Genomic DNA, 22,529 nt, shown 5'->3' on the forward strand with positions numbered 1-22,529 from the left:
CGAAAGAAAAACGACCGGCATTCAATCAACTCAGACCGAACGGATCAGGCCCATTTCCGGTGGATCCACATCCACTGCTTCGGATCTTCGCGAATCCATTGCTCGAAAATGTCGTGATAGGCCTGTGTCGCGGCCTGAATATCGGCTTTTCGATCCGCCGTTTGAAGGACAGGCAACAACCGCCCTTCGACACGGAAACGAACGCCTTCAAGACGGCTGACCCGCCCGACGATGATCGGCAGATTTCCTGAGCGCGCAAGCGTGGCCGGAACCGGTGTCGCGGTCGCCTTCTGGCCGAAGAACGTGATGTCCAGCCCGCGCTTTTCCTTCAAATCTGCCATGATGGCGATATAGGCTGACTTGTTTTTCGCCAGCGCCATCAGTTTACGCGCCGTCTCTGGCCCTTTGGAAAACAGGCCGCCGGGGTACAGGTCTCCGCGCATGTCGCGCAGCAGTTGATCGGCACCGGGATTCTTCAGCGCCTGATAAACCCCGGCCATGGGAAACCGGTTGAGCACGGCAGGCAGAACCGACAGCTCCCAATTGCCACAATGCAAAGAGACGAACAGGCACGGCGCATGCGTATCGAAGACGGCTTGTGACCCTTCGTCAAGCACCAGCTCAAACCGTTCGGGTTGGTTCAGAAGCTCAGGGATATGAAAGGTTTCGACGGCCACCCGCCCAAGGTTGTCCCACATCCCGCGCAGGATCTCTTCGCGGTCAGCCGGCTCAAGCTCCGGTAAGGCCATTTCAAGATGACCCAACGCCCGCTTGTGGCGATGGGTGAGGGGAGCGATTTTCTTCCACAGCCACCCCATCATTGCAGAAGCCGGGTCCAGAGGCAGTGCGCGGAACAGCGCGACCACCAGCTTCAATCCCCATAGCTCGACTTGGTAAAGCGCATTCGAACCAGGATTTGAAAGGCGTTTCGTCAAGACATGTACCGTTTCAGCGGTTTCCCGACTTGCGCAACATGTGCAAGCAGGCGTAGGGAGCAAGAGTTGGCATTGACCATTGATTGCTCGAAGCGTTAGGCGTGCTTAGCCAAGCGTATCGCCATATGCAAGCGGGAGGCGGCATTCCGCAGCGTGTGGCTGATCGCAGCCGAAGCAGCCCATTTATGGAAGTATCATGCAGGACGTAATTTCACTCGCCTTTCCATTCTTTGGTTTGATTTTTCTCGGCTACGCAGCAGGCAAGTTCAAGAAGATCCCAGAGGAAGGACTCGCATGGATGTCCTTTTTCATCATTTATGTGGCGCTTCCGGCCCTGTTTTTCCGGCTTCTGTCGGAAACCCCGATCGAGCAGCTGACCGATCCGAGCTACATCACCGCAACGACTTTCATCACTTACACGGTCTTCGCGATTGCCTTCTGCATTGGCGTGTTCGCCACCAAGGGCAATATCCGTGAATCCGCCATTCTGGGCATTGCCGGATCCTATTCCAACGTTGGTTACATGGGGCCGGGGCTGACATTGGCAGTGCTTGGACCGGCAGCAACCGTGCCGACAGCCCTGATCCTGTGTTTCGACAACACGTTGTTGTTCATTCTCGCGCCATTGATGATGGCCATTGGCGGCAGCGGCAATGAGCCAGCGTCAAAGATCATCAAGCTGATCCTCTGGCGGGTGTTCTCCCACCCGTTCATTCTAGCAACCATCGCCGGGGTGTCGGCGGCAGCGATTGGCTTCAAACCGCCTCTGGCGATCGATACATCGTTGAAATACCTCAGCAATGCAGCCGCTCCCTGCGCATTGTTTGCCATGGGCGTCAGCGTTGCAATCCGCCCGGCAGGACGCATTCCACTGGAGCTTCCGGTGATCCTTGTGGTGAAACTGATCCTGCATCCGCTGTTGGTCTTCGGACTTTTGATGTGGATCGGCGGTTTCGAACCGATCTGGGTGGCCACCGCCATTCTGATGGCGTGTCTGCCACCGGCGACCAATGTCTTTGTCATCGCCCAGCAGTACAGCGTCTATGTGCAGCGCGCGTCCAGCTTCGTGCTGTTTGGCACGATGATGTCGGTGGTGACCGTGACCGGCTTCATGTGGGCCCTGACCCATGGCATCTTCGGCTTCACCATTACACCGCCCTGAAAAATGAGCCGCTGTGCTGCCTCACCACGCTGAGAGCATCAACGTTGTCTCGGTGACAATCGCGGCAGCTTCGGCAATGTCGGCAGACGGGGCTTCGGCAACGCGCCCGGCACAGGCAGCGGCAGCCCCGGGCGCTTGCTTTGCGGTGCAATGCCTTCGCGCATCAGATAGCGGCGCAACGGTCCGATTCGATTGGCCAGATACAGCCCGGCACTGCGGACGACCTGAACCGGCAGAAAATCTGTCAGAAGCGAGCGGTTGAGCGCATCAACTGCAGCAGTCCGGCTGTTGATGTCCTGCCAGCGATCCTTCTCGTAGGCTTTCAAGACGACAGCTGTGCCCGGATCCTTTGCTGAAGCTGTTTCGAAGCCCGTCTTCTTGTGCACCTGTGATCCGACGATCCCCACCAGGCTTGCGACATCACGCAGGCCGAGATTGAGCCCTTGCGCCCCAATCGGTGGGAAAACGTGAGCAGCCTCGCCAATCAACGCCAGCCGCGGTCCAACGAGAGCGTTGGCCGTCAGCCCCGACAGCGGGAAGCTCTGCGGCTTGCTGGCGAGTTTCATCTTGCCGAGGATCGAATGTGCCCGGCGCTCCAGTTCAAGCGCCAATGCTTCTTCCGCCATGGCAAGAAGCGGTTCCGCATCGTCCGGCTTGACCACGCAAACGAGCGACGACTTGTTGCCCGGCAGGGGCACCAGCGTGAACGGACCGGTCGGGGTGTGAAACTCGTTGGAGGTGTCCTGATGCGGCTGGTCATGCTCCAGGTTCAGGACAATGGCCGTTTGCGGATAGGACCAGCTCTTTACATCGATGCCGGCGGCTTCACGTGCAGGGGAACGGCGCCCGTCTGCTGCTACGCACAGCTTTGCCGTAATCGCCTGACCATCCTCAAGCGCGATCGTGACCTGATCTTCGGCAAAATCGTAGGAGCCGGCAAAGGCCGCGATCCGCTCAAGGGCCGGCTCAGCCGATACGGCTTCGTCGAGAACCTTGTTCAAATCCTTGTTGAGGATGTTGTAGCCAAAGGCGTCAAGCTCAAGTTCAGCACTGTCGAACGTTACTTCAGGTGCCCGAATCAAGCGCCCCGTTCCGTCGATCATCCGCATCCGACGCAAGGGGGCGGTGTGGGCGGAAATCGCCTCCCAAAGACCAATTCCTTCGTAGATTTGCGCCGAGGACTGGAGCAGTGCGGTGGTGCGCCCGTCATCCAGATTGGCACCGGGTGCCACAAGCACTGTACGATAACCGGTCTTGGCCAACAGCAATGCTGCCGTCATTCCGGCAGGGCCGGCTCCGACAACGGCAATGTCATAAACGGGCGTCGAGATCTGGGCAGTCATGTCTAATCCGATTTTGAACTCGGTCTGCAGGGCGGTGTCGCGTGAAGGGGACATTGGGGCAGTTGGCCACGAATGCAAGTCACTGGTGAAACAACGGCTCAAATTTGACCGTGGTTCCTTGCCGCAGTCTTGACTTGCATCATGGCGCCGACTTGCAAAGGGTAGCTTAATCGATGCTGCGGCTTGCCTGTGGAACCTTCAGACGATCGAGAAATGACAAAAACCGACATTCAGACACCTTCTTCCGGCCATTCCGGCCGCGTGGAAAGCATGGCGAGCGTCGCCGCGCTGATCCTGATTCTCGCTGGCCTCGGCTGGGGTTTCATGGCAACGATGCTTGTTCAGATGCTCGCAGCCACCGACATGGAAGCGCTCGGGCCGGGAATGGGGCTTTTCAACCGCTTCGGCTTCTTCGCCGGACTTTCACCTGAAACCCGTGCCGCTCTCAGCGTCCTGTGCCTTCCGGCTGCAGCCAGTGGCACGCTGACAGGCTGGACGGTGGACCATTGGCTGGCAGCTTACGCCATGTGGTTGGCCATGGCCCTGGCCATGATGGTGCCAACGGCTTATCCGATGCTGCGCAGCTTCTTTCAGGCCAGCGGCGCCAAAGTCGGGGCAACGGTTGTTGTCCTAGGCGGTTATCTTTCGGTCTGGGTTCTCTACGCGGCCCTTGCCACACTTGCTCAGTGGCTCTTCAATGCACGACTTGCTGTTCTGAGTGACGTCGCGGCGCCCATGTCCCTGGCCTTTTCCGCCAGCGTTCTGGTCGCCGCCGGCATCTACCAGTTCACGCCGTTAAAGTTTGCCTGTCTGGCGCGTTGCTGGTCACCACGGTTTGATTTCTCCCGCCACGATCCTTCCTTCGCGGCCGCCTTCCGCACGGGTGTGGAGCAGGGATGGGCCTGTCTTGGATGCTGTGCTGCCTTGATGAGTGTCATGTTTGTCGTTGGTGTCATGAACGTGATCTGGATGGTGCCACTCACCGCCCTGATGGCTCTGGAAAAGGCACATCCGTCCCGGTTTTTGCCAAAACTGATCGGTGGAGCGCTGTTGATCGCCGGAATGGCGCTTATTTTTCTTGTTTTTACCGCTGCTGAAGCGTAACCGAATTCCCTTACGGAACGGGGCTTTCATTCGATTGATGATGCGATAAATTTGCCGTTTCTGCAATTTGCGGCAAAACTGCTGTTCATTCTGTCGCGAAATTGAAATAATACAGCAACATTCTGGCTGCCGCCTATGTGGCGCGGCCCAACAAGAACCCCGTTGGCGTGAGGCCGGTAACCCGTGACTGATTTCCCACAAGAGCGCTCGCCACAGGAGCCCGCGCTGTTCCTGATCCATATGCTCACCGCGCTCGGAGCGCCGGTGGCGCTGGTGGCGCTTCTTGCCGGAGCCAGGGGCGCTTGGGCGGAGATGTTCGCCTGGCTTGGACTGGCCCTGGTTATTGACGGGATCGACGGGCCTCTGGCGCGCAAATACAATATTGCGCAGCGGTTGCCGCGGTGGTCCGGGGCCTCGCTCGATTTCGTCATCGATTATGCCACCTACGTTTTCCTGCCGGCCTTTGCCCTGTCTGCCAGCGGCATGGTCGATCAGCCGTGGAGCTGGATCTGTGGCGGTCTGGTGGTCTTCACCGGTGCGCTGTATTTTGCTGACAACGGAATGAAAACCCCGGACGGGTCCTTCAAGGGCTTCCCCGGCGGGTGGAACATGGTGGTTTTCGGACTGATGGCCCTGTCGCCGTCCCAGACCTTCACCATTGGCTTCGTGATTTTCTGTTGTCTTCTCACTTTTATGCCGATCCGTTTCGTGCATCCCGTGCGGGTCAAGCGTTGGCGTGTTCTGACGCTGATCGTCACGTTGGTCTGGTTCATTGCAGCCGGCATTGCCGTCACAAATGATATGTCTGCCACCGGCACGACGGCGATTGTATTGACCCTCGCAAGCCTCTATCTCTTCTGCGTTAGTGCCGTTCAGCAGCTGTTTGAACGGTTCATCGACTGAGCCTTCGCTTCGGATTCAGGCCGACGCGCACAGGCGTCGAGCGCGGCCAAAGCCGGGGAGAGAGCGAATGATCGAGATGTTGGCACAACCAGAAATCTGGGCCAGCCTGTTGACCCTGACCATCATGGAGGTGGTGCTCGGGATCGACAATATCGTCTTTATTTCTGTCATCGTTTCCAGACTGCCCGAGGAAATGGCTGCCAAGGCGCGCGCCATCGGCCTGACTATGGCGCTGGTCTTCCGCATCATGCTGCTGTCGGTTCTCAGCTGGCTTGTCGGGCTCACCGCGCCGCTGTTCTCTCTCGGTGGTCATGACTTCTCCTGGCGCGATGCGATCCTCATGGCCGGTGGCTTGTTCCTTCTGGTGAAGGCAACCCACGAGATCCACAAAGGCATTGAAGGCGACGAAGAAGAATCTGGCGTCACCGCAGCCAAGGTCGGCTACGCGGCCGTTATCGCCCAGATCCTGGTCATCGATATGGTGTTCTCGGTCGACTCAATCATCACCGCCATCGGCATGGCCCAACACATCGAGGTGATGGTCGCGGCGGTCGTGATCGCCATGGGCATCATGTATGTGGCTTCGGGGCCGGTCGCTAATTTCATCAAGCATCACCCGACCACCAAGATGCTGGCACTGTCATTCCTGCTGCTGATCGGTGTCGCCCTTGTGGCTGATGCGCTCGGCTTTCATATTCCGCGCGGCTACATCTATTTCGCCATGGCGTTTTCAGCAGGCGTCGAGATGATCAATGTGATCGCCGACGGCCGCAAGAAAAAGTCCAGATAGCGGCAGCTCAAAACAACAATCAATGGGAGGAACCAACGATGGTATATGCCATTCGTATCCATGAAACCGGCGGTCCGGAGGTCATGAAGTGGGAAGAGGTCGAGGTCGCAGCACCTGGTGCTGGCGAGATCCGCATTCGCCACACGGCTGTCGGACTGAACTACATCGACACTTACTTCCGCTCCGGCCTCTATCCGTCGCCAAGCGGCATGCCGCTGATCCTCGGCAACGAGGGTGCCGGCGAAGTTGTGGCGGCTGGTGAGGGCGTCACCAATCTATCCGTTGGTGATCGTGTGGCCTATGCCGGACCGATCGGCTCTTATGCGGAAGAACGCGTGATTGCCGCCGATCGTGTCGTCAAGATCCCTGATGGCATCGACGACAAGACCGCAGCGGCCATGATGCTGAAGGGAATGACAGCGCAGTATCTCTTGCGTCAGACGTTCCAGGTCGGTCCCGGCACCACCTTGCTGTTTCATGCAGCAGCGGGGGGCGTCGGCCTGATTGCCGGCCAATGGGCAGCGCATCTGGGCGCAACGGTCATCGGCACCGTCGGCTCAGACGAAAAGGCGGAGCTGGCCAAGGCCAACGGCTATGCCCATGTGATCAATTACCGGACCGAGAACTTCGTCGAACGGGTTGCCGAGATCACCAAGGGGCGCGGCTGCGATGTTGTCTATGACAGCGTTGGCAAGGACACCTATCCCGGCTCGCTCGATTGTCTCAAGCCGCTTGGTCTCTGGGCGACCTTCGGTCAATCTTCTGGTCCGATCACTGACTTCAATCTGGGCATTCTCTCCCAGAAGGGCTCGTTGTTCACAACCCGGCCAACACTCTTCAGCTACATTGCCACACCTGAAGCGCTGGCTTCCACCGCCGGTGACTTGTTCGACGTGGTCGCCAAGGGGATCGTAAAAATCCAGATCCACCAGGAATACAAGCTGCAGGATGCAGCTCAGGCTCACACCGATCTACAGGCGCGCAAAACCTCCGGCACAACGGTTCTGCTGCCTTAAACTCAGGGAAAGATGCATGGCGGGTGAAAAAAGAACCGACAGGGCGCGCAGTCTTTATGCGCCCGCCATGCGTTATTTCGCAGCTGTTGCCGAAAAGGGTTCGATCCGCGCCGCTTCGCGCGATCTGAATGTCGCCGCGTCGGCCGTCAACCGACAGATCCTCTGGCTGGAGGAGTCTCTGGACATGCAGCTGTTCGAGCGGGTGGGGCGCCGCTTGCGGCTTGCGCAGGCCGGTGAAATCCTGCTTGCCCATGTGCGGCGTACCTATTCCGATTTCGATGCAACCATGTCCGAGCTGGATGCTCTCAAGGGTCTGCGTCGGGGCAGTGTTTCCATCGCCAGTGTGGAAAGCGTCGCCGAAAGCTTGCTGCCGCGTCTGGTTGCCGGCTTTCGCAAGCAGTATCCGGGCATTCATGTGGCCGTAACCGTGACCAACGCGCGCGAAGCTGCGGCCCGAGTGATTGCCGGCGAAGCGGATGTCGGTTTCACCTTTGATCCCCCACGGGCGTCTACTCTGACTGTCGCCCATCACCATGACCTTTGTATCGGGGCTCTTATGGCGCCGGATCATCCTCTGGCGCTGCGCGATACACTCAGCCTGGCGGAGTGCCTGCGGTACCCCCTGGCACTTCCCTCCTCGGGCCTGTCCCTGCGCACCCGGCTGGATGCGGTCATGGCGCAACTGCCCGGATCCTTGCGGACCTATGTGGAAGCCAACTCCCTGCGCTTCATGCGCCAACTGGCCCGCGATGGCCAGGTCATCGGGTTTCAAACCCGCATTGGCTGCGAGGACGATCTGGAACGCGGGTATCTGGTGTTTCGACCGCTGACGGATCACCCTTTGCAGGACGACCGACTTTGCATCGTCACCAGCTCGCTCAGGGCTCTGGCACTGTCGCCAGGCATGTTCTTCAACCATGCCGTGATGATGCTGAAAGATCATTTGCCAGATGATGTTGCCAAAACGGCAACAAGGCGAACTGAAATCAGCGCTTTGGATTGAGGTCCTTTTGAGGCAACCTGTCTTTTGATTGGGAGCCGAACGGGCTCACAACTGAGGGAGATGGAAGACCGATGGGCCGTTTGACGACTCATGTTCTGGACACGGCATTGGGCAAGCCCGCCGCAGGCCTGACAATTGAATTGCGCCGCCTCGAAGGCGACGGCAAGCACTGGAAGGCGGTCTCGTCCCTCGTGACAAACGACGATGGCCGGGTGGACGCTCCGTTTCTGGAAGGCGACACGATGACCGCTGGAACCTATGAGTTTCGGTTCCATGCTGGTGACTACCTGAAGGCCTCCGCGCTTGGCACCTTGCCTGAGCCGCTTTTCCTCGATGTTATCCCCATTCGCTTCGGCATTGGCGATGTCGATGCGCACTATCACGTGCCGCTGCTGCTCTCGCCTTTCGGCTATTCCACCTACAGAGGGAGCTGAGGCACCATGCGCGAAACCATCCGCTTTTTGAGAAACGGTTCTGTTGTCGAGGTGCGGGACCTGCGCCCCACCGATACTGTTCTTGATTATCTGCGTCTGACACTGCGCCGCACCGGCACCAAGGAGGGCTGTGCGGAAGGCGATTGTGGCGCTTGCACGGTTGCAGTCGGACGGGTGGTTGACGGCGAGATGGTTTATCAACCGGTCAACAGCTGCATTCAGCTTCTCGGTCAGCTCGACGGTGCGGAACTCGTGATTGTCGAAGACCTGGCCCAGGATGGGCGTTTGCACCGGGTGCAACAGGCGATGGCCGATCTGCACGGCTCCCAGTGTGGCTTCTGCACGCCCGGCTTCATCATGAGCCTTTTCACGCTGTATCATGCCAAGGGCCAAAGCCGGTCGCGCAAGGCCGTAACCGAATGGCTGGCCGGCAACCTGTGTCGCTGCACCGGCTACCGGCCTATCGTTGAAGCGGCCCTCAACTCCTGTTTCGACGAAGCCGACGATGCCTTTTCCTGGCGGGCGAAGGATACCATCGCCCAACTCGGCCAGCTGGATGACAAACGCGACGTTCTGATCGGTAATGGCGACGGCTTTTTTGCCTCTCCGGCCAGCCTGGAAGGTCTCACGGCGATCTATGCCCAGCATCCCGATGCCACGCTGGTCGCCGGCGCGACGGATGTCGGCCTGTGGATCACCAAACATCTGATGGAACTACCGAAAGTCATCTGGCTTGGCCGCATCGAGGGCCTGGACCGGGTGGAAGAGAGCCCCGCCGGTCTGTTGATCGGGGCAGGCGCGACCTATCAGGCCTGTGAAGCGGCAATTTCCCGTCTTTCTCCTGATCTTGGCGCGCTCTGGACCCGCATTGGCTCCAAGCAGGTTCGCGCCTCAGGCACGGTCGGCGGCAACATTGCCAACGGCTCGCCGATCGGTGACACGCCGCCCGCTTTGATCGCTCTGGGCGCGACACTGGAACTGCAATCTCGGGAGGGCGACAGAACGCTGCCGCTGGAAGACTTCTTCATCGATTACGGTCGTCAGGATATTGGCGCAGGGGAATTCGTCACCGGTTTTTTCGTGCCGCGTCCGAAACCTGATCAGGTTTTCCGCTGCTACAAGATTTCCAAGCGCTTCGATCAGGACATCTCAGCTGTCATGGGAGCCTTCCTGTTGACCGTGGTCGACAACCGGATCTCCGAAGCTCGGATTGCTTTTGGTGGAATGGCGGCCACACCCAAAAGAGCGAAGACTGCCGAAAAGGCACTGACCGGCGCCTCTCTGGCAGATCCCTCCACTTGGAACGAAGCCTTGAAGGGTCTGCATGCGGACTACACACCAATGAGTGATATGCGCGCCAGCTCCGCCTACCGGCTGGAGACAGCCCGGGCTCTATTGGTCAAGGCCCTGATGGAGGCCAGCGGTACTGATCCGGCACAATTGCGTCTCCGAGGTCCAGACCCGGATTTCGCAAGCGAAAGCATGGAGGCGGCTGAATGACCACCAAAGCCAAGGCCACCGAAAGCCAGACGATTGAAGCAGGCAACCTGGTGTCCGTGCAAAGGCCGATCCGTCACGACAGCGCAGCCAAGCATGTCAGCGGCGAAGCCATTTATATCGACGATATGAACGAGCCGGTCGTTACACTGCATGTGGTTCCGGGCTGGGACCGGGACACAGTGTGTGGGCGCCTGATTTCGCTGGATCTGGAAGCCGTTCGGGCAACCCCTGGCGTGGTGGCGGTCATCACTGCGGACGACGTGCCCGGCACCAACGATTGCTCGTCGGCAGCCGGTGACGATCCGGTCATGGCCAAGGAAGAGATCTCCTTCTTTGGTCAGGTGGTTTTCGCCGTCGTCGCAACGACCCGCGAGATCGCCAGCAAGGCTGCCCGCAAGGCGGTTTTTGACGTCGAAGCATACCAGCCCCTATTGACCCAGGAAGATGCGGCTGCGAACGACAGCATGGTCCTGCCGGACTACCAGTTCCGCCGTGGCGACCCGGAGGCCGGACTGGCGGGGGCCGATCGCAAGCTCGACGGCACGTTCCGCATTGGCGGACAGGAGCATTTCTATCTGGAAGGGCAGGTCGCCTTTGCCATGCCGCAGGAAGATCTGGGCATGCAGGTCTACTCCTCGACCCAGCATCCGACCGAAATTCAACACACGGTGGCGAAGGTTCTCGGCGTGACCGACGCTCTGGTGAACGCCGAGGTGCGGCGCATGGGCGGCGGCTTTGGCGGCAAGGAGAGTCAGGCCAACCAATGGGCGGCACTGGCGGCCATCGCCGCTCGGGTCACGGGCAAACCCTGCAAGCTGCGGCTGGACCGCGACGACGACATGATCATGACCGGCAAGCGTCATGACTTTCGCGTTGACTGGCAGGTCGGCTTCGGTGCCAACGGGCTTATTCGGGCAACCGATATCGCCTTTCAGGCCCGCTGCGGTTACTCCGCCGACCTGTCGCTCGGTGTCAACGACCGTACCATGTTCCACGCCGATTCCAGCTACTTCTATCCTGACGCAGTAATCCGCTCGCGCAGGCTCAAGACCAACACTTGCTCCAACACTGCCTTTCGCGGCTTCGGCGGCCCCCAGGGCATGATCACAGCCGAAAAGATGGTTGAATGCATCGCCATTTCCCTTGGAGAAGATGCGCTGACCATCCGCAAGCGCAACTTCTACACCGAAGAGCGCAACGTGACGCCCTACGGTATGCCGGTGGAGGAGCACGAGGTGCTTCACGACATCGTGGCGCAGCTGGAGGCAAGCTCCGACTACTGGGTGCGGCGGGAAAAGGTCCGCGACTTCAACAAGCACAACGCTGTGCTGAAGAAAGGCCTGGCTTTGACGCCGGTCAAGTTCGGTATTTCCTTCACCTTGAAGCATCTCAATCAGGCCGGGGCTCTGGTCCATCTCTATACCGATGGCTCTGTTCAGTTGAACCACGGCGGCACGGAAATGGGGCAGGGACTTTACACCAAGGTGGCGCAGATCGTCTCCGAGGAGCTCGGCGTCAACCTGGACAAGATCCGGATCACAGCCACTGACACCTCCAAAGTGCCGAACACGGCCCCTACGGCAGCCTCTTCTGGCACCGACCTGAACGGTATGGCCGCCAAGATCGCCGCCCGCACCATCAAGGATCGGCTGATCGCGCATCTCGCGGAACAGCATGACTGTCCGCCGGAAGCGATCTTCTTTCGCGATGACAAGGTGGTCGTCGCCGACGAAACCTTCTCCATGGCCCAGATCGCACGGGAAGCCCATATGGCGCGGATCCAGCTGTCTGATGCGGGCTATTACGCCACACCGATGATCACCTGGGACCGGGAAAGCACGACCGGCCGACCGTTCTTCTATTTCGCCTATGGCGCTGCCTGTTCGGAAGTCACCATCGACACGATGACCGGCGAGATGATCGTCAACCGGGTCGATCTTTTGCATGACGTTGGCCATTCGCTCAATCCGGCCATAGACATCGGTCAGATCGAGGGCGGCTTCGTGCAAGGCATGGGGTGGCTCACCACGGAAGAGCTCGTCTGGGATGAAAAAGGCCGACTGCGCACCCATGCACCGTCGACCTACAAAATCCCCACAGCCTCCGATATTCCCGATGATTTCCGGGTGAGGCTGTATGAAGGCAAAGGCAATCCGCAGGACACAGTCTATCGGTCCAAAGCCGTCGGCGAACCACCGGTCATGCTGGCGAATGCGGTTTTCTGTGCAATTCACGATGCGGTGGCCAATGTGGCTCCGGGCTTTATCCCCGACCTCAATGCTCCTGCAACCCCGGAGGAAATCCTGCGTGCCGTTCGGCTGATGCGGGATCAGGCGCACCGCGCCGCCGAAACCGCCGTCAAACCGCCGGTGAAAGCACCTGTTGATCCGGAAGGGGCGCCTGCCTGATGCGTATCTGGGGCATCATATCCAGCGCATTGGAGCGCGACGGTGCCTGTGTTCTGGTGTCCGTCACCCAGGGAGCTGGGTCCACGCCGCGCGATGCTGGAGCCCGGATGGTGGTCCGTCAGGATGGGTCGCTTGCAGGCACCATTGGTGGCGGTCATCTGGAGTTTCAGGCCCATCGCCTTGCCATGGATTTATTGGGAGCGGACAATGCGTCTACTGAGCATGGGTCAACCGTCCCTGCCAGACGCTATCTCACACGCAGGTTCTCACTCGGCCCCGACTTGGGACAATGCTGCGGGGGACGCGCGGACTTGAGTTTCGAAGTGATCACTCAAGACGCAAGCGACACCCTTTCCGAACTTCGCCGAGCGGAAGAGGCCGGGGGCCGATTTGTCACACGCATGTCCGTACTCGACGGCGTGCCGGGTTTACGGCAGATTGCCAGCGTCGGATTTTCAGACGTTTCTGGCCAGACCGGATGGATCGAAGAGGTCTTCGGCGAAAGCCGCCAGAAGCTCTATCTGTTCGGGGCAGGGCATGTCGGTCGGGCTGTCGTCCTGTCGCTGGCCGCCTTGCCGTTCGATGTCATTTGGATCGACAGCCGCCGCGAAAGCTTTCCCACTCATATGCCGGCGCAAGTGACGCCGATCCTGAGCGCAGAGCCCGCCAGCGAACTGGCCCACGCAGTGCCCGGCTCCTTCGTCTTGGTCATGACCCACAACCACGGCCTCGACGAGGAGATTGTGGCAGCGGCACTGGCGCGAAATTGCTTCGGCTATGTCGGCCTGATTGGCAGTCAGACGAAGCGCAAACGCTTCGAGACGCGGCTCAAGGCCCGCGGACTGACACCGGCAGCCCTCGATGAACTTGTCTGTCCGGTCGGCTGTGGTCGACTGCGCTCCAAGTTGCCAGCTGCAATTGCAGCGGACATCGCCTTGCAGCTTCTGGAAAAACAGGAAATGCTGGAAAGCCGCCTGTCCAGCGCGCCGTATCAGCATCAAGCACTTGCAAAAACTGCGATATCTGGTCGATAAGGCGGAAATTGCTCGGGGGAACAATAATTTGAACGAGTGGCAGAACGACAAGACGCCGGATGAGACCGAGCCGAGGCCAAGCGGGCGGCAAACCCGCGAAGCCTTGCTGGAGGCGCGTGGGCTGACAAAACGCTTTGGTGACACGCTCGCCAACGAAAACGTCGATCTGCGCATCAACAAGGGTGAGATCCACGCGCTGCTGGGCGAAAATGGCGCCGGCAAGTCGACACTCGTCAAAAGCTTTTACGGATCACTTGAGCCCGACAGCGGCGAGATCTTCTGGCTCGGCCAGAAAGTGAATATCGATAATCCTTCCGAAGCCCGGTCCCTCGGCATCGGCATGGTGTTTCAGCACTTCTCGCTCTTCGAAGCTCTGACCGTCGTAGAAAACATCGCACTCGCGCTGCCAAATCCGGGCAACATGGCTGAACTGGCAGAACGCATCCGCAGCATTTCGGAAGATTATGGCCTGCCGCTGAACCCGGCCGATGTAGTTGCCGATCTTCCGGTTGGTATTCGCCAGCGTATCGAGATTATCCGCTGCCTTTTGCAGGAACCCAAGCTCATCATCATGGATGAGCCAACCTCCGTCCTCACGCCTCAGGAGGCGGATCGTCTGTTTGTCACCCTGGAGCGGCTGGCAGGCGAAGGCTGTGCAGTGCTCTATATCTCACATCGTCTGGAAGAGGTGCAGCGTATCTGCCATCACGCGACGATCCTCCGCCATGGCCGGGTGGTGTCGGAGTGTGACCCCGCGAGGGAAACCGCTTCCAGCCTTGCGCGCATGATGGTTGGCGTTGATGTTGCCAATGTCTCGGCCGCCGCCAATGCGCCACAACTCGGCCCCGTCCGCTTGCGCCTGACCAATCTTGACCTGCCTGCATCGTCACCGTTTGCCACAGAGCTCACCAACATCAATCTGGATGTTCACGCTGGAGAAGTGGTCGCCATCGCCGGTGTTGCGGGAAACGGCCAGAGTGAACTGTTTGACGCCATCTCGGGTGAGCGGCCCGTCGCGCCTGAAATGATCACCATGGACGATCTGCCCAGCGGCGCCCGCAGCATCACCTGGCGACGCCAGAAGTCGGCAGCCTTCGTGCCGGAAGAACGGCTCGGGCATGGCTCTGTCCCCGGACTGGAATTGACCGGTAATATCACCCTGACCCGCCACAGCACCGGCGACGGGCTGATTGCCTCCTTGGGGCTGCTCTCAAGGACAGCTGCTGGCCGGTTGGAACAAAAGATCAAGCGCGCCTTCGATGTGCGCATGTCGCATGACAACCCGGAGGCCCGCTCCCTGTCCGGCGGCAATCTGCAGAAGTTCGTCGTTGGGCGAGAGCTCGACCGACGTCCCGGCATCATGGTGATCAATCAGCCAACCTGGGGCGTTGACGCCGGTGCTGCCGCCCTCATTCGGCAGGCGCTGATCGATCTGGCTCGCTCTGGCTCTGCCGTTCTGGTGATCTCTCAGGACCTGGACGAGATCTTCGAGATCGCCGACCGGATTGCCGTCGTCTCTCGTGGAATTCTGTCCAAAGCCGAGCCGGTTCACATCATGAATCGTGAGAAGATCGGGCTATTGATGGCGGGCGGCGCGGAAACCCAGGCGGCTAAATCCGGACAACAGGCGCCGGACGTCCTTCCTGAAGCACCCGGAGGGGCTGTCTGATGCGCATTGAACTCGTCAAACGCAAGGAACACAGCCAGCTGATGACGGTGCTTTCACCGCTGTTGGCCGTTCTGTTGACCCTGATCACGGCGGCTATTCTCTTCTCGCTGGCCGGCAAGGACCCGATAGAGGGGCTGTTCAAGTTCTTCATTGAACCGCTGTTTGACAGTTGGTCCCTGCAGGAGCTGCTGGTCAAGGCAACCCCGCTGGTGTTGATCGCCGCCGGATTGTCGGTCTGCTACCTGTCCAACAACTGGAACATCGGCGCCGAAGGCCAATTCGTGGTGGGGGCCATCTGTGGGTCGTTCCTGCCGATCATCTTTCCGGACTTTCAAAACGCCCTGACGCTGCCGCTGATGCTGCTTTTCGGCATTGCGGGTGGTGCCTGCTGGGCACTCATCCCGGCGATCTTGAAAGCGAGATTCTCCACCAACGAGATTCTCTCCAGCCTGATGCTTGTCTATGTCGGCAATCTGCTGCTCGACTATCTGGTGCGTGGTCCCTGGCGTGATCCGGATGGCTACAATTTCCCCGAAAGCCTGCTGTTTTCGGATGCGGCGACCATGCCCTCGATTGGTTTCGGCCGCTTGACCATCGCGGCACCGATCACCCTTGTCGTCATCGTTGTCCTGGCTCTGGTCCTGTCGCGAACGCTGAAGGGTTTCGAGATCCGGGTCATGGGTGAAAGCCCGCGGGCAGGGGAGTTCGCCGGGTTCTCCAAGGGGCGCCTCACCCTTTTTGTCTTTGCAATCTCCGGTGGCTTGGCCGGCCTGGCCGGAACGATGGAGGTCTCCGGATCCCTGAACCAGCTGCTGCCGGTCATCTCACCTGGCTATGGGTTCACGGCGATCATCGTCGCCTTCCTCGGGCGGCTCAATCCCATTGGCATCCTGATCGCCGGCTTCGTGCTTGCCCTCTCCTATATTGGCGGTGAGGGCGTGCAGGCCTCACTGGGGATTTCCGACAAGATCTCCAACGTCATTCAGGGGATGCTGCTGTTTTATGTTTTGGCGTGTGACACGCTGATCCTTTACAAGGTGCGGATTGGTCACAACCGCCGCACCGCATCGCAAGGGGCGTGATAGATGTTTGAAGCCATTCTTCTCACTGTCATCACGGCAGCCACGCCGCTTCTGATCGCAGCATTAGGTGAGCTGGTGGTGGAGCGTTCCGGCGTTCTGAACCTCGGCGTTGAAGGCATGATGATCATGGGCGCGGTCGTCGGCTTTGCTGCAGCCAACCTTACCGGTTCCGGCACACTGGGCGCACTGGCAGCCGTTCTGGCCGGCGTTTGCATGGCCTCTCTGTTCGGCTTTCTCGTGCTCTATCTGGCGACCAACCAGGTCGCGACCGGGTTGTCGCTGACAATCCTCGGGCTTGGCCTGTCGGGCATGATCGGCGAAGCTTTCATCGGCGTTCCCGGTCTGAAGCTGCCGCGTCTCGACATTCCGCTGCTCTCCGACATTCCATTCATCGGTCCTGTGTTCTTTCAGCAGGACGCCCTGGTCTATGTCGCTTTCGCGCTGGTGGCGCTTGTCAGCTACGTCCTGTTCCGCACCCGCATGGGGCTGATTTTGCGGGCAGTCGGCGACAATCACGGATCCGCCCACGCGCTCGGTTATTCTGTCTTGCGGGTACGCTTTCTGGCGGTGCTGTTCGGTGGTGGCTGTGCCGGTCTCGCTGGCGGATACATGTCGCTCGCCTACACACCGCAATGGGTGGAAAACATGACCGCAGGGCGGGGCTGGATTGCCCTGGCGCTGGTCGTCTTCTCTTCCTGGTTGCCGCTGCGGGTCGTCGGCGGTGCCTACCTCTTTGGGGCGGTGACGGTGTTGACGTTCCACGCACAGGCACAGGGTATCGGCATACCCTCGCAATTCCTATCGAGCTTGCCGTATCTTGCAACCATCCTGGTGCTTGTGGTCATCTCGGCCAACCGGCGCCTGACACTGGTCAATACTCCGGCCTGCCTCGGCAAGCCTTTCGTTCCGGACAGGTAAAACCCTCAGACGGGTGTCTGTTCCAATAAACCCGGGGTCGCCCAGCGATCCGGCTTCGGGCTCACCTCCTAGATCGCGTGTAAAGTCTATTCAGTTTTTGAGGGGAATGGATGATGAAAAATCTTCTGAAAGCCACGGCTGCTGCGGCCGTTTTCACCGCCATGGCCGGCGCTGCCCATGCAGCGGACGTCAAGGCTTGCTGGGTTTATGTCGGCCCGGTGGGTGACTTCGGCTGGACCTATCAGCACGATCAGGGCCGCCAGGCCGTTGTTGCCGAATTCGGCGACAAGGTTGAGACTGCGTTTCTGGAAAGCGTTCCGGAAGGTCCCGACGCCGAGCGCGCCATCGAGCGGTTCGCCCGTGATGGCTGCGACATCGTTTTCACCACGTCCTTTGGCTACATGAACCCGACCGTCAAGGTCGCGAAGAAGTACCCGGATGTGAAATTCGAACACGCCACCGGCTACAAGAGCGCCGACAACCTGGCGACCTACAACTCCAAGTTCCATGAAGGCCGTTACATCATCGGTCAGATCGCGGGGAAGATGTCGAAGACCGGTGTTGCCGGCTACATCACATCATTCCCGATCCCGGAAGTCATCTCCGGCATCAACGCCTTCATGCTCGGCGCACAAACCGTCAACCCGGACTTCAAGGTCAAGGTTGTCTGGGCCAACACCTGGTTCGATCCGGCCAAGGAAGCTGATGCTGCCAAGGCTCTCGCCGATCAGGGCGTCGACATCATGGTGCAGCACACTGATTCCACCGCGCCGCTGCAGGTTGCCCAGGAACGTGGCATCCACGGTTTCGGTCAGGCATCCGACATGATCGCCTTCGCGCCAAAGTCCCAGTACACCGCCATCATTGATGAGTGGGGCCCGTACTACATCGAGCGCATCAAGGAAGTCATGGAAGGCACCTGGGAAACCAAGCAGACCTGGTCAGGCCTTGCTGAAGGTCACGTCGTGATGGCGCCTTACACCAACCTGCCGGACGACGTTGTCGCCATGGCAAAGGAAACCGAAGCCAAGATTTCTGGCGGATGGGAGCCTTTCACTGGCCCGATCTTCAACCAGGAAGGCGAGAAGGTCGTTGAAGACGGCGTAACGCTGGAAGACGGTGCGATCCTCGGCATGGACTGGTACGTCCAGGGCGTCGACGACAAGCTGTCGAAGTAAGCCAGGGTTTGCGGTCCCGTATTTGCCGGGGCCGCGTGAAAAAAAACCGGTCGCCGTTCTCGGCGGCCGGTGTCCCCTCCAAAAGGGGGGGGGAGCCCGCCTGAGGGAGCGGCAAATTCCTCAAGACAGATGAATCCACCTTTGGGCCGGACCTTTCGGAAAAGGACGCGTGCGTAATGACCCTTGCCTTCGCATCGGAGTGGCTGAACTTGGCCTTTCGCTGGGCCCATCTGATTGCCGGCATTGGCTGGATCGGCACCTCGTTTTATTTCATCGCCCTCGATCTCTCGCTGCGAAAGCGTGAGGGCATGAAGGAAGGCGTCTCCGGCACGGCCTGGGAAGTTCACGGCGGCGGCTTTTACCATGTCGAGAAATATCTCGTCGCGCCGAAGGAACTTCCGGACGACCTGATCTGGTACAAGTGGGAAGCCTATCTCACCTGGGTGACCGGCTTTGCCCTGCTGGTGGTGCAGTATTACTTCAACGCCAGCTCCTATCTGATCGACCCGTCGGTTCTGGCCCTGACGCCGGGCGAGGCCAGTCTGATATCGATGTTTTCGCTTGGCGCCGGATGGTTGATCTATGACCGTCTGTGCCGCTCGCCGATTGGCCGCAATGTACCGCTTCTGGCGATCTGTCTGGTGGCATTGATCCTCGGCTTTTCCTACATGTTCACCAACGTCTTCTCCGGCCGGGGCGCCTTCATTCACGTGGGTGCCTTTGTCGGGACCATCATGGCCGTCAACGTCTTCGGCGTGATTATTCCGAACCAGAAGAAGATTACCGCAAGCCTACTGAAGGGCGAAGCCCCCGATCCGGCGCTTGGCGCCATGGGCAAGCAACGCTCGGTCCACAACAACTACCTGACGATCCCGGTTCTGCTGATGATGGTGTCGAACCACTATCCGATGCTCACCGGCCACCCGCACGGCTGGATGCTGGTGGCGCTGATCCTGTTGATTGGCGGCATGGTCCGCCATTTCTTCAACCGGCATGAGGCGGGCGACAGCTTTGACAGGTTCTGGTGGACGCTGCCGGTTGCAGCCGCTGGTATGATCGCAGCGATCATCATGACCGCGCCGCGGGACTATTCCTCTGCCGGTGCCGTTGCCGACACAACCGCCATCCAGATCGCCCGGACCCATTGCGCCGCCTGTCATGCGGCTGCCCCAACCCACGAATCCTTTGACGCAGCGCCCAAGAACATCCATCTGGAAACCGTAGGAGAACTGAAACGCTACGCTGATCAGATCATGGTTCAGGCTGTGCAGTCAGACGCCATGCCGCTTGGCAACGAGACCGGCATGACCCAGGACGAGCGTGAAACCCTCGGCGCCTGGATCACCCAACAGAAATAGGACTCAGCCGCCAGATGTATGCGTTGGAAGACATCAACACGATGGACCATGCGGCCTTTCTGGCCTCTTTCGGAGATATCGCAGAGCACTCGCCCTGGGTCGCCGAAGGCGCTTTCGCGCTCAAGCCCTATGCCGATCGTCCGGGCATGATTGATGCCTTTTCCAAAGTCATGCAGGAGGCGTCTAGGCCCGACCAACTGGCTTTGATCAGAGCGCACCCGGACCTGGCGGGAAAAGCCGCCCGCAGCGGTGACATTGCCGAAGCCTCACGCAGTGAACAGGCCGGCGCCGGCCTCGACACATTGACGGACGAAGAGTTCACCCGCTTCACCGCGCTGAACAACGCCTATCGAGAGCGTTTTGAATTTCCGTTCATCTTCGCCGTTCGCGGCGCCACCAAGCAGATGATTCTGGCCGCCTTCGAAACCCGTCTGCTGAATGATGCGGACACCGAGTTCCAGACCGCCCTGACCCAAATCGCCCGCATTTTCCGCTTTCGCCTGGAAGATCTGGTGATTGAATGAGTGGTGTGTCCAGTGGAAATGTAGACGCACCTAAAAACCGGATCCGCAAAACGGGACCGGTTGGATCGTCATAAATTTTCGATTGAACAGATGATGGCGGAGGGGGTGGGATTCGAACCCACGGAACGCTTGCACGCTCGGCGGTTTTCAAGACCGCTGCAATCGACCACTCTGCCACCCCTCCGGCACGAACGCTATTTCTAGATAAATGGCTCGCTTGTCAAGCCGCCTCGACCCAACCTTTTCATTCTGCTTTGGAAAGTTTCCGGTGAATGCCTGCGACATTGGTTTTTCCCTCCGTTAGAGAGAGGCGGTGGTCAAAGGGTTCAGATGCCCAGCATGGCAGAATCAGGGTGGCGAGACCGCCGACCGGTGTCTTGGGCAGGGTGCGGTCGGCGGTCTCAATCGGGTTTTTATGACCCGCGCCGCGCTCCGTGGGCTGATGAGCGGCGACAATCCCTGAGTACACCTCCGCAGTTCTGCGCAGTGTGATCCAGATCACACTATTGAATTTTCAGGGATTTTTTCATCATCCACAAAGTGCCACAGGGACCTTTCCCTAAGGTCTCGACGTGCTATTCAGGATGGGTTAAGACATTTTCTGTAAGGGATTTAATGATGCCTTCAGCGGGGGCTGGGCATCTGGATGGAGTTTAGGTATCACATCGCGTGTGAGGCTTGAGCCACTGAGGCTCTGGTATCGGCTTGTTCCGGACGTGTTTGTCGTCAGGCCGACGCAGGTGTGCTTTCCATTCAACCCAACAATGCGCATGCAAATCGCGTTCGCCAGGGGCCGCCGGCGCGTAATGAGTAGGACGGCAGAATGCTAGGGATGGACGAGCGAAACGACGTCAACGTCGTGTCCGGTCGGACAGGGAAGGGGTCATTCATGATCCGTGCCACGCAATCAATCACGGCATTTGCCCGATTGGTGAAGCACCCCGCTGACGGGACCATGCAAAGCAGCGCAAGACGCCCGCTTTTCGGTTTCGATCTACCTTCAACAACCTCTGTGCGACGGGGCTTGTGCCTGTGTGTCGCTGCCGGTGTTCTTGCCGGCTGTAGCGCCACGACAGCGCCCGAAGTCGCCTCGAAATTCAGCCCGAAGAAATACGGCGTCAAAGGCAGCCCCAAAATGGTCGCCAACGGCAAGCCTGTTCCCAAGGGCGGTGGCCGCTATGTGGTCGGCAAGAAATACAAGATCGCCGGCAAGTGGTATTATCCCAAGCTTGATCCGGACTACGAAAAAACCGGCCTCGCATCCTGGTATGGACCGACGTTTCATGGCCGCAAGACCGCCAATGGCGAGATCTTCGACCGGGGCGCTCTGACGGCTGCGCATACCACCATGCCGCTTCCGTCCTATGCCAGGGTAACGAACGTCGCCAACGGTCGTTCCATGGTTGTGCGCGTCAATGACCGCGGCCCCTTCCACGGCAACCGGGTGATCGACCTATCAGAGCGCGTTGCGTCCATGCTCGACACCCGCAGTCATGGTGTTGCAAAGGTCAAGGTCGAGTACATCGGACCGGCCCGTCTGGATGGTCAGGACGAATCCTTCCTGATGGCCTCATACACCGGTCCGGATGCCGTGCAGCCAGGCGCCACCCGCCCAGGCACAATGCTGGCAAGCATCACGCCGCCGGCTGTGGTTGCTCCGGCTTCCAGCAGCTTTACAGCGCGGGTGCCAGCGTCCCGGCCGTATGTCGGATCATTCGATACAGCCGCAATTGCCGCCCCGTCGGCTGACCCGGCTCTGGCTTACGAAGCCTCCAGCCAGACTGTGCAGGTTGCCTCGACCAATCCATTCGTTGCCGTCACCGGCAAGCCAACCGCCAGCAACGCTGTGCCCACATCAGCAGCGGCCTACAATGGTCCGGTTGATTTGACATCCGGTCAATCCAGCGGCGTTCTCGGCACACTCAGCGTTCCGACCGCAGCAACCCCGGTTTCGATGACCGGCGGCAGTGCGATTTCCAGCTATGCCGCTGGCGGGCGCATCAACGCGGCCTATCAGGCCATTGCCGAAATGTCCGGCGACGCGCTTTCATTCAGCCAGTTGGCGGCACGCAACTAGCGTCTATCCGGCCCCAGCACTGACGGGTTTTGGGTCTTGAAACCGCAAGGCCCGTCAGGTCATTCTTCGCCAACGGCAGAATCAGGATCCC

General features: G+C 59.5%; 19 protein-coding genes and 1 tRNA gene. 17 read left to right on the plus strand and 3 right to left on the minus strand.

All coding sequences use genetic code 11. The features are described 5' to 3' along the window. Positions 1–44: 44 nt before the first annotated feature. A complete protein-coding gene (locus tag J0X15_RS04255; protein WP_206938483.1) occupies positions 45–935 on the minus strand; it encodes a lysophospholipid acyltransferase family protein in 891 nt (296 codons plus the stop codon). A gap of 196 nt (positions 936–1,131) precedes the next feature. Between J0X15_RS04255 and J0X15_RS04260 the strand changes: the two genes are divergently transcribed. Next, the gene (locus tag J0X15_RS04260; RefSeq protein ID WP_206938485.1) at positions 1,132–2,097 is read left to right on the plus strand and encodes an AEC family transporter; all 966 of its coding nucleotides are present in this window, start codon (positions 1,132–1,134) and stop codon (positions 2,095–2,097) included. 38 nt (positions 2,098–2,135) lie between these two features. Here J0X15_RS04260 and J0X15_RS04265 read toward each other — a convergent pair whose 3' ends face one another. After that, positions 2,136–3,440, minus strand: coding sequence for a UbiH/UbiF family hydroxylase (locus tag J0X15_RS04265; protein WP_206938487.1), 1,305 nt, complete (start codon positions 3,438–3,440; stop codon positions 2,136–2,138). Between the two features lie 213 nt (positions 3,441–3,653). Here J0X15_RS04265 and J0X15_RS04270 point away from each other — a divergent pair, with 213 nt between their 5' ends. From J0X15_RS04270 to uraD, 15 genes are all read left to right on the plus strand, one after another. Further along, positions 3,654–4,544 (plus strand): DUF2182 domain-containing protein, encoded by an 891-nt coding sequence (locus J0X15_RS04270; RefSeq protein ID WP_206938489.1) that lies wholly within the window; start codon positions 3,654–3,656, stop codon positions 4,542–4,544. Positions 4,545–4,727: 183 nt separating this feature from the next. After that, the gene (locus J0X15_RS04275) at positions 4,728–5,447 is read left to right on the plus strand and encodes a CDP-alcohol phosphatidyltransferase family protein (protein ID WP_209015074.1); all 720 of its coding nucleotides are present in this window, start codon (positions 4,728–4,730) and stop codon (positions 5,445–5,447) included. A 67-nt stretch (positions 5,448–5,514) separates the two neighbouring features. Continuing rightward, positions 5,515–6,237, plus strand: a complete 723-nt coding sequence (locus tag J0X15_RS04280) for a TerC family protein (protein WP_206938491.1) — start codon at positions 5,515–5,517, stop codon at positions 6,235–6,237. A 38-nt stretch (positions 6,238–6,275) separates the two neighbouring features. Continuing rightward, the gene (locus J0X15_RS04285; protein ID WP_206938493.1) at positions 6,276–7,253 is read left to right on the plus strand and encodes a quinone oxidoreductase family protein; all 978 of its coding nucleotides are present in this window, start codon (positions 6,276–6,278) and stop codon (positions 7,251–7,253) included. 16 nt (positions 7,254–7,269) lie between these two features. After that, complete coding sequence (locus tag J0X15_RS04290) at positions 7,270–8,256, plus strand: LysR family transcriptional regulator (RefSeq protein ID WP_206938496.1); 987 nt, start codon at positions 7,270–7,272, stop codon at positions 8,254–8,256. A 71-nt stretch (positions 8,257–8,327) separates the two neighbouring features. Next, a complete protein-coding gene (gene uraH / locus J0X15_RS04295; RefSeq protein ID WP_206938498.1) occupies positions 8,328–8,690 on the plus strand; it encodes a hydroxyisourate hydrolase in 363 nt (120 codons plus the stop codon). A 6-nt stretch (positions 8,691–8,696) separates the two neighbouring features. Further along, a complete protein-coding gene (gene xdhA, locus J0X15_RS04300; protein WP_206938500.1) occupies positions 8,697–10,190 on the plus strand; it encodes a xanthine dehydrogenase small subunit in 1,494 nt (497 codons plus the stop codon). Further along, entirely contained in the window at positions 10,187–12,598 is a 2,412-nt protein-coding gene (gene xdhB / locus J0X15_RS04305) for a xanthine dehydrogenase molybdopterin binding subunit (protein WP_206938502.1), read from the plus strand. Before xdhA ends, xdhB begins: the two co-directional genes overlap by 4 nt. Continuing rightward, on the plus strand, positions 12,598–13,632 hold the full coding sequence (gene xdhC / locus J0X15_RS20115) for a xanthine dehydrogenase accessory protein XdhC (protein ID WP_206938503.1): 1,035 nt from the start codon (positions 12,598–12,600) through the stop codon (positions 13,630–13,632). Before xdhB ends, xdhC begins: the two co-directional genes overlap by 1 nt. 103 nt (positions 13,633–13,735) lie before the next feature. Next, positions 13,736–15,301: an ABC transporter ATP-binding protein gene (locus J0X15_RS04315; protein WP_231710311.1), complete on the plus strand. Its 1,566-nt coding sequence runs from the start codon at positions 13,736–13,738 to the stop codon at positions 15,299–15,301. Further along, positions 15,301–16,383 (plus strand): ABC transporter permease, encoded by a 1,083-nt coding sequence (locus J0X15_RS04320; RefSeq protein WP_206938505.1) that lies wholly within the window; start codon positions 15,301–15,303, stop codon positions 16,381–16,383. The genes J0X15_RS04315 and J0X15_RS04320 overlap by 1 nt, the downstream gene beginning before the upstream one ends. 3 nt (positions 16,384–16,386) lie before the next feature. Continuing rightward, positions 16,387–17,301 (plus strand): ABC transporter permease, encoded by a 915-nt coding sequence (locus J0X15_RS04325; protein ID WP_206938506.1) that lies wholly within the window; start codon positions 16,387–16,389, stop codon positions 17,299–17,301. A 113-nt stretch (positions 17,302–17,414) separates the two neighbouring features. Beyond that, positions 17,415–18,479, plus strand: coding sequence for a BMP family ABC transporter substrate-binding protein (locus tag J0X15_RS04330; protein WP_206939238.1), 1,065 nt, complete (start codon positions 17,415–17,417; stop codon positions 18,477–18,479). 176 nt (positions 18,480–18,655) lie between these two features. Beyond that, the gene (locus J0X15_RS04335; RefSeq protein ID WP_206938507.1) at positions 18,656–19,837 is read left to right on the plus strand and encodes a urate hydroxylase PuuD; all 1,182 of its coding nucleotides are present in this window, start codon (positions 18,656–18,658) and stop codon (positions 19,835–19,837) included. 14 nt (positions 19,838–19,851) lie between these two features. Beyond that, entirely contained in the window at positions 19,852–20,361 is a 510-nt protein-coding gene (gene uraD / locus J0X15_RS04340; RefSeq protein WP_206938508.1) for a 2-oxo-4-hydroxy-4-carboxy-5-ureidoimidazoline decarboxylase, read from the plus strand. Between the two features lie 94 nt (positions 20,362–20,455). Here the strand turns inward: uraD and J0X15_RS04345 are convergent. Then, positions 20,456–20,545 (minus strand) — tRNA-Ser (locus J0X15_RS04345). A gap of 705 nt (positions 20,546–21,250) precedes the next feature. Between J0X15_RS04345 and J0X15_RS04350 the strand changes: the two genes are divergently transcribed. Then, positions 21,251–22,438 carry a septal ring lytic transglycosylase RlpA family protein gene (locus tag J0X15_RS04350; protein WP_231710291.1) on the plus strand — a complete coding sequence of 396 codons (1,188 nt, stop codon included), beginning with the start codon at positions 21,251–21,253 and terminating at the stop codon, positions 22,436–22,438. Positions 22,439–22,529 lie beyond the last annotated feature (91 nt).

It is taken from the genome of Roseibium limicola (assembly GCF_017313085.1).
Lineage (GTDB): Bacteria > Pseudomonadota > Alphaproteobacteria > Rhizobiales > Stappiaceae > Roseibium > Roseibium limicola.